The sequence below is a fragment of the Aminobacter carboxidus genome (assembly GCF_014863355.1).
Taxonomy (GTDB): domain Bacteria; phylum Pseudomonadota; class Alphaproteobacteria; order Rhizobiales; family Rhizobiaceae; genus Aminobacter; species Aminobacter carboxidus.
In genome coordinates this window covers 585,504-598,605 of record NZ_JACZEP010000002.1, presented here as the reverse complement: position 1 = coordinate 598,605, position 13,102 = coordinate 585,504, and the positions used below count along the sequence as shown (strand labels likewise).

Here is a 13,102-nt window from a genome sequence, read left to right as displayed (position 1 = left end):
CAATGGATATCGTCAAGCTTGCGATCCGCAATGCGCGACTGACTCTTTCGGTCCTGCTCTTCCTGATCATCGCGGGGGCGCTTGCCTACCGCGCCGTGCCCAAGGAGGCAGAGCCGGACGTCGCCATTCCGATCATGTATGTCAGCCTCGTCTATCAGGGCATTTCCCCTGAAGACGCCGAGCGCCTGCTGCTTCGTCCCGTCGAGTCCCAGCTCAAGAGCCTGAAGGGGCTCAAGCAGATGAACTCGAATGCCTATCAGGGCGGCGCCAACGTCATCGTTGAGTTCGACCCGTCGGTCGATCTCGGCGATGCGTTGATCGACACGCGCAACAAGGTACAGGACGCCAAGCGCGACCTGCCCGCGGGCGTCGAGGAACCGACCGTCAACGAGGTGAACCTGTCCGAATTCCCGGTCGTGTTCATCACGCTGTCCGGCGACATTCCCGAACGCGCGCTGACCGCCGCTGCAAAGGACCTGCGCGACCGCATCGAGGAAGTGCCCGGCGTGCTCGAGGCCGAGATCCAGGGATCTCGCGACGAGCTTGTCGAGGCGATCGTCGATCCGGTGAAGCTGTCCTCCTATGGCCTGCAGCTCGACCAGCTGATCCAAGGCGTTGGCGCATCGAACAGCCTCGTCGCCGCCGGTACCATCGAGGGCGCGGAAGGCAAGTACGCGGTGAAGGTGCCGTCGTTGATCGAAACGCCGGAGGATGTCGCAAACCTGCCAGTCGTGGCCGGCCCGAACGCCGTCGTCCGGGTTCGCGACGTAGCCACCGTCCGCTCTACCTTCAAGGACGCAGAGACGATCGCCCGCATCGACGGCAGGCCAGCGATCACGCTGGCTATCAAGAAGCGCATCGGCGCCAATGTCGTCGAGACCATCGAGGGCTCGAAGAAGGTCGCCGAAGAATTCGTGGCAAAGAGCAAGCAGGCGCTGCCCGACCTCCAGGTGACCTACACCCAGGACAAGTCGGTTTTCGTCAACCAGCTGCTCAATGACCTGCAGAACCACGTGATGATTGCCGTCATCCTGGTCTTCATCGTCATTCTCTATGCGCTTTCGGGGCGCGCCTCGATGCTGATCGGGCTGGCGATCCCGTCTTCGTTCCTGATCGGCATCCTGCTGCTTGCCTTGATGGGTTACACGATCAACATGATCGTGCTGTTCTCGCTCATCCTGGCAGTCGGCATGCTCGTCGACGACGCGATCATCGTCACCGAATATGCCGAGCGCCGCATGTCGGAAGGCATGCCGAAGGAGCAGGCCTTCGAGGAAGCAGCCAAGCGCATGGCCGGACCGGTCATTGCCGCGACCCTGACCCGCATCGCCGCCTTCTCGCCGCTGTTGTTCTGGCCGGGCATCGTCGGCGACTTCATGAAATATCTGCCGATCACGTTGATCGTCACGCTCGCCGCCTCGATGGCCTATGCGCTGATCTTCGCTCCGGCGATCGGCGCCCTCATCGGCAAAGCGCCGCTGCATGGCGAAGAAGAGAACCGCGACGGCGTCTATATGGGCGTCGTCAAGAAGGCAGTGGCTTACCCGATCACCGCCATCGTGCTGACGATGATGCTGCTTGGCGGCGGGCTGTACTCCTACGTGAAATTCGGCAACGGCGTCGAATTCTTCCCGTCGGTCGAACCGGACTACGGCCTGCTCTACGTTCATGCCCGCGGCAACCTCTCGCTTGAGGAAATGGACGCAGCGACGCGCATCGCCGAAAACAGGATCATCGGCTGGCCGGGCATCAAGTCGGTGCTGACCAAGGTCGGCAAGACGCGCGGCGGCGAGGACGTTCCAGAAGACGTCGTCGGCGTCATCAACTACGAGTTCATCGACTGGCGCGAGCGCCAATCGGCGCACACGATCCTCGAAGACCTGCGTGTCGCGATGGCTGGCATTCCAGGCGTCGATGTCGAGGTGCGTGTTCCGGACGCTGGCCCGCCGACCGGCAAGGCCATCCAGGTCCAGCTCTCGGCTACCGACCCGACCGGGCTCAACGACTATGCCAAGGTGGTGGCGGCGACCGTGGCCAAGGTCCCCGGCGTCATCGATCTATCCGATGGCTTGCCGCCTCCTGGTGTCGACTGGGCGCTTGAGGTCGATCGCTCCAAGGCGGCGCAGTTCGGCGTCAGCCCGACAGCGGTCGGGACCGTGGTTCAGCTCGTCACCACGGGCCTGAAGCTGACCGACTATCGCCCTGCGGGTACGGATGACGCCGTGGACATCCGGCTGCGCCTGCCCGAGGACCGCCGCACGCTGTCGGCGCTCGACGAGCTGCGCATCGAAACGGCACAGGGTTCCGTGCCGATCTCGAACTTCGTCTCGCGCAAGCCGGAACCGACCGCTGGCGTGCTGAAGCGCATCGACAGCAAGCGCACCATCACCATCCAGGCCAACGTGGCAGGCGGCTTCCAGGTCGCCGAAGTGCAGGCGGCGGTGGCCAAGGCTGTCGGCGAAATCGCCAAGCCTGGTGTCGACTGGAAGCTCGCCGGTTCGAACGAGGACAGCGCGGAAGCGGCTGCCTTCCTCAGCAATGCGTTCGGCGCCGCGATCTTCCTGATCTTCATCGTGCTGTTGGCGCAGTTCAACAAGTTCACCAGCGTCTTGCTGGTGCTGTCCTGCGTCGTCATGGCGGTGATCGGCGCGCTGCTCGGCATGCTGTTGACCGGCCAGACCTTCGTCATCGTCATGTCCGGCATCGGCTTCATCGCACTTGCCGGCGTGGTGGTGAACAACAACATCGTGCTGATCGACACCTACGACCGGCTGCGCGATGAAGGCTGGAACAAGATGGACGCGGTGCTGCAGACCTGCCGCGAGCGTGCCCGTCCTGTGGTGCTGACCGCACTGTCCGCCATCCTCGGTGTCATGCCGATCGCCTTCGGCCTCGGCCTCGAGATCTTCCACCACGAGACGACGATCAACGCGCCGTCGACACAATGGTGGATCGCGCTCTCTTCGGCGATCGTCTTCGGCCTGTCGTTCGCCACCGTGCTGACGCTGGTGGTGACGCCTGCGATGCTGATGGTGTTCACCCGCGACAAGCGCAAGCCCGGCCAGCGTGGCTGGTTCAGCAGGCTGTTCCGCATTGGCAGGAAGGACAAGACCGAGGCCGGCGTAGCCCCGGCACCGGGTCCCGACGAACCTGCAGTCGCCTTCCCCAAGGCAGCGGAATAGACTGACCAGGCAAGAGTGCATGAAAGGCCGCCCAGGAACAACCGGGCGGCCTTTTGCGTTGCTGCCTCGATGAAACACAAGATTTCGAGGCATGCACAATGACAATTTCAACGCTGCTCATCATCATCCTGATCCTGATCCTGCTCGGTGCCGTCCCGGCCTGGCCCCACTCGCGCGGCTGGGGATACGGCCCATCGGGTATCGTCGGCATCCTGCTTGTGGTGCTGCTGGTGCTGATGCTGATGGGCCGTATCTGACGGCGTAACCGACAGCAAAACGCCCGGAGGATGCTCCGGGCGTTTAGCGATCAGGCAGCCTTGAGCCTGGCGGGCAACAGGCCGAGATCGTCGAGCGCCCCTTTCACCGCCTCGTCGAGCGGCGTGTGCGGGATTTCTCCGATGACGGCCTCCAGCCTCGACGACACCAGCCGGTGCGGTTCGAAGCGAAGATAAGACATCGACACGATCGCCTTCCACATCGCAACGAACGGGCTACCGGCACGCAACACCCACCAGGGCATCGAGGCGAGCCTCAGCCGGCGACCGGTCACGCGCTCCATCGCTGCCTTGATTTCGAGATCGGTCAGCGCATGGCCGGGGAAGTTGAAGTTCTCATAGCTGTCGAGCCGTTGCCCTGCGTCGGCAAGCGCAACGAAGCTGTTGGCGAGGTCGGGCAAGTACGCCCAGGCATGGACGAGCTCGACCGGACCAGGCGCTGTGTAGACGCCGTTGGCGAACTTCGAAGCAATGACCAGGTCGAACCACGAGCCGGTGCCCTTGCCGCCGAAGAAGTCGCCGGCCCTGAGCAGGACCGTGCGCACCCGCCCAGCCTCGGCCTCGCGCCGGTACAGCTCTTCCTGCTTGGCCCGGATGCGACCCTTCTCGGTGCTCGGATGCTGGGGCGTGTCCTCGGTGATTTCAGCCGGCATTGGCGAGCCGAAATTGTAGACCGTGCCCGCAACCATGTGCAGAGCGCCGTTGGCGTGGCACGCCGCCATGACGTTTTCGGCCATCGGCAGGACCGAACTCCAGTCCGAGTAGACAGGGCTCAGGCCGTTGAAGATGATGTCCACGCCTCGGGTGGCGTCGGCCAGCGACCGCCGGTCGAGTGCATCGGCAGCGAACGCTTCGGCGCCGGTCAGTTCCGCCGGCAGCTTGCCGTCGCGGGTGATCGCCCGCACTTCATATCCGGCATCGAGGAAGGCCTTGGCGACAGCGCGGCCGAGCCGGCCACGGGCACCCAGTATTGCGATCTTGGTCATGTCGGTCACTCCGGTTTGTCTGTGCCGCAATGTCGTTCATTCATTTCAGGAAATAAATTGACTGCAAATGGAGTTATGATATGCATTTTTGAATATATGCCTGAGCTCGACTGGAACCTCATCCGGAGTTTTGTCGCGGTTGCCGAGACCGGCAGCCTGTCGGCGGCGGCGCGCAGCCTGGGCTCGAGCCAGCCGACGCTCGGACGCCATATCACCGAGCTCGAGAAGGCGCTCGATGTCACGCTTTTCCGCCGTGGTCGGCAGGGTTATGTGCTGACCGAAGCCGGCAGCCTGTTGTTCGAACGAGGCCGCGCGGTCAGTGCCCAGGCAACCTCCTTCGCGCGGCTGGCGCTGGGTTCGGTGGAAGCGATCGAGGGCACGGTCCGGATCGCCGCAAGCGAAATGGTGGCAGCCCACGTCCTGCCGGCGATGATGGCGCGTCTGGGACTGGAGGAGCCCGGCATCGAGGTCGAGGTCGTTGCATCCAACCAGGTCGAGAACCTGCTGCGCCGCGACGCCGACATCGCCATCCGCATGGTACAGCCGGCCCAGAACGAGCTTGTAGCCCGCAAGGTCACCGACATCGCGCTCAACATGTGCGCGACCTCAGCCTATCTCGACCGCCGTGGACGGCCGCAACAACCGGAGGATCTGCAGCAGCACGGCCTGATCGGCTTCGACCGCAGCGACGAGATGATCCGGGGCCTTGAGCGGTTCTACCCCGAGATGACACGGCATGCCTTTCGTTTCCGCTCCGACAACCACATCGTGCTGTGGCAAGCGGTGCGCGCCGGCAATGGCATTGGTATCGCCCAGCTGCCACTGATCTGGCGCGAGCCCGGGCTGGAGGTCGTCCTGCCTGATCTGCCGCTGCCTGTGCTGCCGGTCTGGCTCGCAATGCATCGCGACGTGCGCGCAAGCGTACGAATCCGCCGCGTCGCCGACTTCCTGCATGAAGAACTGAAGCGCTATTCCGCCGGCGCTGTCTGAGCCACGGCGCGGAAGTCGGCATGGCGGGCAAGCCCTGCCATCACCGATACCACCACCAGCAAACCCGACAAGGTGACGAAGATCGGCGCGAAGCCGGTATGGCCGGCAACGAAGCCGATCGCCGACGGCGCCACCAATATGCCTGAATAGCCCATGGTGGTGACAACGCTCATGCCGATGTTTGGCACCACGCCGGGCTGATTGCCGGCGGCCGAAAAGGCGATCGGAACCATGTTGGCAACGCCCAGCCCGCACATGGCGAAGGCAGCGATGGCAATCCAGGGATTGGGCGCGAGACCTGCCGCCAGCATGCCGGCGGCAGCGACCAGAGCCGAGACGCGCAGCGTGTTGACCGCGCCGAAGCGGTTGCGCACGCCGTCACCCAGGAACCGCATCAGCGCCATGATGCCGGAGAAGGCGGCAAAGGCGAAGCCGGCGGTAGCGATGTCGGCCCCAAGTTCCTGCTTGAGATAGAGCGCCGCCCAGTCGAGCACGGCACCTTCCGGGATCATCGAAAACAGCGCCATAAGGCCGACAAGATAGATGGCCGCCTGACGCGGCATACGGAAATGCCTGTGCTCATGCGCCACCGGCTTGTCTTCGATCAGATAGCGCAGGGCAAAGGCGGTGATGGCGGCGGCGACAACCGTGGCGAACATGGCGTGCGGCAGATGCCCGAATTGCTGGATAGCGATGCCACCGAGCCCACCGCCGACGAAGCCGCCAAGGCTCCAGAAACCGTGCGACGACGACATGATTGCCCGCGACAGCCGCTTTTCCACCGCGACCGCGTTGGCGTTCATGGCGACATCCATGGCCCCTGCGGTGGCGCCGAAGATGTACATCGTCAGCGCGGTCAGCCAGACGTTGGGCGCCAGCGCCACCAGCAACAGTGAAAAGACCAGAACCCAGGCGAAGCCGATGACCACAGGACGTGAGCCGCGCTTGGTCATCAGGTAGCCTGAGAACGGCATCGCCGTCAGCGCGCCGATGCCGAAGACAAGGATCAGCAGGCCGAGCACGAACTCGCTGATACCGAGCCGGGTGACCAGCAGCGGGATCTGCGGTGCCCAGCTTCCAGTCATGAAGCCATTCATGAAAAACGCGGCCGCGACGGCCCATCGGGCCGAGGCTGCATTGGCGGATGTCGGGGTGGCGTCTTTGGCGTTCATCGAACGCACTCCTAACATGGCTGCCCGGCGGCTGAAATCGATCTCAGCCTGCCGTGATCGCGGGATTCAAAAAGTGACCGGCTCCGTTCGGATCGGTCACCATGTGTCCTTGCATCGCTCCACTTTTAAATCGATTGAATTTCACGTCAAGGCAGCTTTCGCGGCAAGCATTGGGCCAGGCCGGTAACAAAGGTTAACGATTGCCCGAATTCCGTCGAATAGCTGAGTTAGCTCACAAGCCTAGAAACTGCGGCGGGACGGGCAACACACTCCACGTTCGCAATCGTTTCGATGCGTTGCATGCCAAATCGGGTTGGGGGTCGGCTTCGGCATTGTCGCCGGGTCGTGCCAGTGTGGAGTCTTGTGTCATGAACACCCCCGTTTTCCGGCTTGCCGGGATATCCAGCGGCCTCGCCGCCCGCCTGCCCCGGTTGCATTTGTCGAGGCTTGAGGTCGCCTTGCTTGGCGTCGCCGCGGTCTTGGCAATCGCAATCGTCGCCTTCGGGTTCTCCGGCAGCGACGAGCCCGACCCGATAGAAACCGCAGCCGTCCTGCCACCGCGCCTCGAAACCACTGCTTCCGGCATCGAAGTCAAGACAGCGACGGCCGAGCCGATTATGACCGCGCCCGCTCGCACGGCAGTTGCTCCGGTTGCCGCAACGCAGGCACCGCTGCTGGCAGCCCCGGCATCGTCGCCTGCCACTGGTCATTTCGAAAAACCCACACCGACCGCAGCCACAGGCCCCGACGAGCGCGGCGAGATCGCCACAACGCCGTTCCCCTCGGCGCTCGCGAGCCAGGTGCCCGACCCGGCGCCCACCACGGCGATAACGACCGAAGGGTTGCGTGGTTCGATCGACGTCCAGGTGGCGGAGACGGAAACCGAAGTGGCGATGCTCGAGCAGCAGACGGGCATGATCGACGGCGCAACCGGCAATACCGTGGGCAGCACTGGACCGCTGCCGGACCTGCGCCCGGCAAAGGTGGTCAAATACGCCAATCTGCGCGACGGGCCGGCCGACGAATCCAAGGTGATCGTCGTCGTTCCCGCGAATGCCGAGATCGAAGCTGAGGGCGACTGCAACTGGTGCACGGTCGTCTACAAGGGCCAGCGCGGCTACATGTACAAGAACCTGATCCGCCGCACCGTGGCGGAAGAAGCCAAAGCCGGCCAAGGCCTGTTCTAAACCTAGGTGTTGGAGCGGCCGGGCAACGACGAACGTGCTCGGCCTGCAACTATTCAGCCGTAGACGACCAGCAAATCCTTGGCGTCGATCTGGTCCCCGGTGCGCACCAGCACTTCGGCAATCGTGCCGTCGCGCTCGGCGTGAAGTGCGGTTTCCATCTTCATCGCTTCGATCGACAGCAGCACGTCGCCGGCCTTGATCGGCTGGCCGGCGGAAACGGCGAGTGTCGAGACCACGCCCGGCATCGGAGCGCCGACATGGGCGTCGTTGCCGGCCTCGGCCTTGCGCCGTGCCTTGGAGGCGGAGGCGCCATGGGCGCGGTCCGGCACCTTGACGCGGCGCGGCTGGCCGTTGATCTCGAAGAACACCGTCACCATGCCCTTTTCGTCGACGTCGCCGACGGCCAGGCAGCGGATGACCAGCGTCTTGCCCTTTTCAATGTCGACGAAGACCTCGTCTTCCGGCTTCATGCCGTAGAAATAGACCGGCGTCGGCAACACGCTGACCGGACCGTAATTGTCCTGCGCGCCGACGAAGTCGGTGAAGACCTTGGGGTACATCAGCCACGAGGCGAACTCGTCCTCGGACAGCTTGCGCCCGAGCTTGGCTTCGATCTCCTTGCGGTTGGCCTTGAGATCGGCGGCCTTGAGCAACGAGCCGGGACGCGCGGTGATCGGCTGTTCGCCCTTCAGCACCTTCTTCTGCAATGCCGCCGGCCAACCGCCGGGTGACTGGCCGAGATCGCCGCGCAGCATCGACACGACCGAATCCGGGAAGGCGATGTCCTTGGCCGGGTTCTCGACGTCGGCGACGGTCAGCTCCTGGCTCACCATCATCAGCGCCATGTCGCCGACCACCTTCGACGACGGCGTCACCTTGACGATGTCACCGAACATCAGGTTGACGTCATGATAGGCCTGCGCCACCTCATGCCAGCGGGTTTCGAGCCCGAGCGAGCGCGCCTGCTCCTTGAGGTTGGTGAACTGCCCGCCCGGCATTTCATGCAGATAGACTTCCGATGCCGGTCCCTTCAGGTCGCTCTCGAAAGCGGCATACTGGTTGCGCACGGCCTCCCAGTAGAACGAGATGCGGCGGATCCATTCGGGCGCGAGCCCCGGATCGCGGTCCGAGCCGCGCAGCGCCTCCACGATCGAGCCCAGGCAAGGCTGCGAGGTGTTGCCGGAAAACGCATCCATCGCCGCGTCGATGGCATCGACGCCGCTTTCGACCGCCGCCAGCACCGTCGCAGCCGACAGGCCCGAGGTGTCGTGGGTGTGGAAGTGGATCGGCAGGTCGGTCGCCTCGCGCAGCGCCTTGAACAGCGCCCGCGCCGCCGCTGGCTTGAGCAGGCCGGCCATGTCCTTGACGGCGATGATGTGGGCGCCGGCTGCCTCAAGTTCCTTGGCGAGCGCGACATAGTACTTCAGGTCGTACTTGGCGCGGGCCGGGTCGAGGATGTCGCCGGTGTAGCAGATCGCGGCTTCGCACAGCTTGCCCTCGGCGCCGATGGCATCCATCGACACGCGCATGTTGTCGACCCAGTTCAGGCAGTCGAAGACCCGGAACAGGTCGACGCCACCTGATGCCGCCTGGCGCACGAAATGCTGCACGACATTGTCGGGATAGTTGGTGTAGCCGACGCCGTTGGCGCCGCGCAGCAGCATCTGCAGCAGGATGTTGGGTGCGGCCTGGCGGACCTTCGACAGACGCTCCCACGGATCCTCGGTCAGGAAGCGCATGGCGACGTCGAAGGTGGCACCGCCCCAGCATTCCAGCGAAAGAAGCTGCGGCAAGGCGCGGGCATAAGTGCCGGCGATACTGGCGATGTCATGGGTGCGGACACGCGTGGCCAACAGCGACTGGTGACCATCGCGCATCGTCGTGTCGGTGATCAGCACCTGCTTCTGGTCGCGCATCCAGGCTGCGAACTTCTCCGGGCCAAGCGCGTCGAGCCGCTGCTTGGTGCCGTCGGGAATGGCACCGGTGAACCACGGCACGACGGGCGCTGCGGCTTCCGGGTTGGGCGCGGCACGGCCGCGCGTCTCCGGGTGGCCGTTGACGGTGACGTCGGCGAGGTAGTTGAGCAGCTTGGTGGCGCGGTCCTGGCGCTTGACCTGGGCAAACAGCTCGGGCGTCGAGTCGATGAACCTGGTCGTGTAGGAATTGTCGCGGAAGGCCGGGTGCGTGATGATCGCTTCGAGGAAGGTCAGGTTGGTTGCCACCCCGCGGATGCGGAACTCGCGCAGCGCCCGGTGCATGCGGGCAATCGCCTCGACCGGATTCGGCGCCCAGGCGGTGACCTTTTCCAGCAGCGGATCGTAGAATCGGGTGATGACCGCGCCCGAATAGGCGGTGCCGCCGTCGAGACGGATGCCGAAGCCGGTGGCGCCGCGATAAGCGGTGATGCGGCCATAGTCGGGAATGAAGTTCTGCTCGGGATCCTCTGTCGTGATGCGGCACTGCAGGGCATGGCCGTTGAGGCGAATGTCGGCCTGAGCCGGCACGCCCGATTCCGGCGTGCCGATGGCAAAGCCGTCGAGGATGTGGATCTGCGCCTTGACGATGTCGATGCCGGTCACCTGCTCGGTGACGGTGTGCTCGACCTGGATGCGTGGATTGACCTCGATGAAATAGAACTTGCCGGTGTCGGCATCCTGCAGGAACTCGACGGTGCCTGCGCCGATATAGGCGGTGTCCCTGGCGAGCTTGAGGGCATAGCCGCACAGCTCCTGGCGCAGTTCCTCGCTGAGGTAAGGTGCCGGTGCGCGCTCGACGACCTTCTGGTTGCGGCGCTGGATCGAGCAGTCGCGCTCGAACAGATGCACGGCGTTGCCATGCGTGTCGCCCAGCACCTGCACTTCGACGTGACGGGCACGCTCGATCAGCTTTTCGAGATAGACCTCGTCCTTGCCGAACGCCGCCTTGGCCTCACGCTTGCCCTCGGTCACCTCGCGGGCGAGGTCGGCCTCGCTGCGGATGGCGCGCATGCCGCGGCCGCCGCCGCCCCATGACGCCTTGAGCATGACCGGATAGCCAACCTGCGCGGCGAGCTTCTTGACCTCCTCCATGTCGTCGGGAAGCGGGTCGGTCGCCGGGATCACCGGTACGCCGACTTCAATGGCGAGATTGCGCGCCGCCACCTTGTTGCCAAGCCGGCGCATGGTCTCGGGCCTGGGTCCGATGAAGGTGATGCCGTTTTCAGCACATGCGTCGGCGAATTCGGGGCTCTCCGACAACAGGCCATAGCCGGGATGGATGGCATCGGCACCCGACAGCTTGGCGACACGGATGATCTCTTCGATCGACAGGTAGCTTTCGATCGGCCCCATGTCCTTGGCGAGATGGGGACCGCGGCCGACCTGGTAGGATTCGTCGGCCTTGAAGCGATGCAGCGAATATTTGTCCTCTTCAGCCCAGATCGCCACTGTTTTGAGCCCCAGCTCATTGGCCGCGCGGAAGACGCGGATGGCGATTTCGGATCGGTTGGCGACGAGGATCTTGCTGATCGGCACGAAAACGCTCCAGACACGGGATATTTAAGAGGCGGCGAATGATTAGCGGGAAAATGCTGCGGTGCAACCGAAAACACGTTGCCCTAAATCGATTTAATTTCCCTAGGGTCAGACTGCCATATTTTCCACGACACAAAAAAATGCCCGACGCAAAGCGCCGGGCATCTTTCGTCAGCAAACGGTGCTGAAATTACTTCTGCGGCTTGTAGGTGTACTTGCCGTCGTCGCCCTTGACCCACTCATACATGATGTAGCCTGGCAGCTTCGGGTCGCCCTTCTCGTCGAAGCCCATGTCGCCGAGCACGGTCGGGAAGGTGTTTGCCTTCATCGCCTTGGCGACTTCCTGCGGATCGACCGAGTTTGCAGCCTTGGCAGCACCCGCAACGACCTGCATCGCGGCGTAGGAGTACAGCGTGTAGGCTTCAGGGTTGAAGCCGGCGGCGCGGAACTTCTCGACCAGCGCGTTGTTGGCCGGGTTCAAGGTCGGATCGGGACCGAAGGTGTTGAGCGTACCGGCAACAGCGTCGCCAGCGATCGAGGCCAGTTCGTTCGACACGATGCCATCGCCCGAAACAAGCGTCGCCTTGAGGCCCTGGTCAGCCGCCTGGCGGATGATCAGGCCGGCTTCGGTGTGAAGACCGCCCCAGTAGATGATCGTGACGCCGGCTTCCTTCATCTTGCCGATCAGCGCAGCGAAATCCTTGTCGCCGATGTTGACGCCTTCGTACATGACCTCAGTCAGGCCGGCGGTGTTCATCGACTTCTTGGTTTCGTCGGCAAGGCCCTGACCATAAGGCGTCTTGTCGTGGATGACGGCGATCTTGGCGTCCTTGAACTTCTCGGCGAGGTACGCACCAGCAATAGCACCCTGCTGGTCGTCACGGCCGCAGGTGCGGAACACGTTCCACAGGCCACGCTCGGTGAACTTCGGATTGGTCGCAGCCGGGGTGATTTCGAGGATGCCGTTTTCGGCGTAGACTTCCGAAGCCGGGATCGAAACGCCCGAGTTGAAGTGACCGATGACGAACTTGACGCCGTCAGCGACGAACTTGTTGGCGACCGAAATGCCCTGCTTCGGATCGGAAACGTCGTCACCAACCACGAGCTTGATCTGCTCGCCGTTCATGCCACCAGCTGCGTTGATGTCCGCAACGGCCTGCTCGGCGCCCTTCTGGAGCTGCGCTCCGAAGGCAGCATTCGGGCCGGTGATCGGACCTGCAACGCCGACGATGATATCGGCCCATGCGCTGCCGCTGAACGCGACGAGCGCGGTCAGTGCAACAGCCGACAAAAGTGACTTTTTCATTGAAACACTCCCATTAATTGAGTGGGCGTGGAGTTTCTTTCTTGCGATGCCCACCCATATCGCAGAAAGGTGAGTTTGCCGATTTTCCGGCAGTTGTCACGCCGATTCATTGGCGAATCGGCGCCGATATTTAGCTTCTGCCCCTCAGGACTTCGATCTCCAAGAAAGAGGCGAAACCTTTTCATAAAGCCAATTGTATTGCGTCACCATCTGGTTCGTTCGCGTGTATTTATAACCAATTATTGCAAAGGCGAGCAGAATGATGGTGTCGACGGCATAGTATTGCAGCGTGAACATCGTGCCTTCGAACAGGGCATGATGGATGAAGCGGATGGCGATACCGAGCCCCAATATGTAGAGCACGAGCTGGGGGTAGTTTCGCCATGTCTGGGCGCAGGCGCGGCCAGTCATCCAGGCAGCCCAGCCACCCAGAACGCAGGTGACGAAAAAGAACTGCCAGATCGAGGCTTCCTCATAGAGAATGCCGTGCAT

General features: G+C 63.3%; 9 protein-coding genes. 4 read left to right on the top strand and 5 right to left on the bottom strand.

What is annotated here, in order from left to right; all coding sequences use genetic code 11:
* Positions 1-2: 2 nt before the first annotated feature.
* Positions 3-3,182, top strand: a complete 3,180-nt coding sequence (locus tag IHE39_RS10550) for an efflux RND transporter permease subunit (protein ID WP_192566419.1) — start codon at positions 3-5, stop codon at positions 3,180-3,182.
* 98 nt (positions 3,183-3,280) lie between these two features.
* On the top strand, positions 3,281-3,439 hold the full coding sequence (locus IHE39_RS10545) for a DUF3309 family protein (RefSeq protein WP_083948446.1): 159 nt from the start codon (positions 3,281-3,283) through the stop codon (positions 3,437-3,439).
* A 50-nt stretch (positions 3,440-3,489) separates the two neighbouring features.
* Here IHE39_RS10545 and IHE39_RS10540 read toward each other — a convergent pair whose 3' ends face one another.
* Positions 3,490-4,443, bottom strand: a complete 954-nt coding sequence (locus tag IHE39_RS10540; RefSeq protein ID WP_192566418.1) for an NmrA family NAD(P)-binding protein — start codon at positions 4,441-4,443, stop codon at positions 3,490-3,492.
* Positions 4,444-4,539: 96 nt separating this feature from the next.
* On the opposite strand from IHE39_RS10540, the gene IHE39_RS10535 reads away from it, so the two are divergent.
* The gene (locus tag IHE39_RS10535) at positions 4,540-5,433 is read left to right on the top strand and encodes a LysR family transcriptional regulator (protein ID WP_192566417.1); all 894 of its coding nucleotides are present in this window, start codon (positions 4,540-4,542) and stop codon (positions 5,431-5,433) included.
* Here the strand turns inward: IHE39_RS10535 and IHE39_RS10530 are convergent.
* Positions 5,412-6,605 carry an MFS transporter gene (locus IHE39_RS10530; protein WP_192566416.1) on the bottom strand — a complete coding sequence of 398 codons (1,194 nt, stop codon included), beginning with the start codon at positions 6,603-6,605 and terminating at the stop codon, positions 5,412-5,414. The two genes, IHE39_RS10535 and IHE39_RS10530, sit on opposite strands and share 22 nt — an antisense overlap.
* A gap of 368 nt (positions 6,606-6,973) precedes the next feature.
* Between IHE39_RS10530 and IHE39_RS10525 the strand changes: the two genes are divergently transcribed.
* Complete coding sequence (locus tag IHE39_RS10525) at positions 6,974-7,792, top strand: SH3 domain-containing protein (protein ID WP_192566415.1); 819 nt, start codon at positions 6,974-6,976, stop codon at positions 7,790-7,792.
* 53 nt (positions 7,793-7,845) lie between these two features.
* Here IHE39_RS10525 and pyc read toward each other — a convergent pair whose 3' ends face one another.
* The 3 genes from pyc to IHE39_RS10510 all read right to left on the bottom strand — a co-directional run bounded on the left by pyc (position 7,846) and on the right by IHE39_RS10510 (position 13,102).
* A complete protein-coding gene (pyc, locus tag IHE39_RS10520) occupies positions 7,846-11,304 on the bottom strand; it encodes a pyruvate carboxylase (protein WP_192566414.1) in 3,459 nt (1,152 codons plus the stop codon).
* Positions 11,305-11,494: 190 nt separating this feature from the next.
* A complete protein-coding gene (locus IHE39_RS10515; RefSeq protein WP_184768002.1) occupies positions 11,495-12,610 on the bottom strand; it encodes a branched-chain amino acid ABC transporter substrate-binding protein in 1,116 nt (371 codons plus the stop codon).
* Positions 12,611-12,754: 144 nt separating this feature from the next.
* Complete coding sequence (locus IHE39_RS10510; protein WP_192566413.1) at positions 12,755-13,102, bottom strand: DUF6867 family protein; 348 nt, start codon at positions 13,100-13,102, stop codon at positions 12,755-12,757.

What these genes read in the sequence shown, in the direction of transcription:
- IHE39_RS10525 (WP_192566415.1), top strand. Translation starts at nt 6,974, where the DNA reads ATGAACACCCCCGTTTTCCGGCTTGCCGGGATATCCAGCGGCCTCGCC.
- IHE39_RS10540 (WP_192566418.1), bottom strand. Translation starts at nt 4,443, where the DNA reads ATGACCAAGATCGCAATACTGGGTGCCCGTGGCCGGCTCGGCCGCGCT.
- IHE39_RS10550 (WP_192566419.1), top strand. Translation starts at nt 3, where the DNA reads ATGGATATCGTCAAGCTTGCGATCCGCAATGCGCGACTGACTCTTTCG.
- IHE39_RS10545 (WP_083948446.1), top strand. Translation starts at nt 3,281, where the DNA reads ATGACAATTTCAACGCTGCTCATCATCATCCTGATCCTGATCCTGCTC.
- IHE39_RS10535 (WP_192566417.1), top strand. Translation starts at nt 4,540, where the DNA reads ATGCCTGAGCTCGACTGGAACCTCATCCGGAGTTTTGTCGCGGTTGCC.
- IHE39_RS10530 (WP_192566416.1), bottom strand. Translation starts at nt 6,605, where the DNA reads ATGAACGCCAAAGACGCCACCCCGACATCCGCCAATGCAGCCTCGGCC.
- IHE39_RS10515 (WP_184768002.1), bottom strand. Translation starts at nt 12,610, where the DNA reads ATGAAAAAGTCACTTTTGTCGGCTGTTGCACTGACCGCGCTCGTCGCG.
- IHE39_RS10510 (WP_192566413.1), bottom strand. Translation starts at nt 13,102, where the DNA reads ATGCACGGCATTCTCTATGAGGAAGCCTCGATCTGGCAGTTCTTTTTC.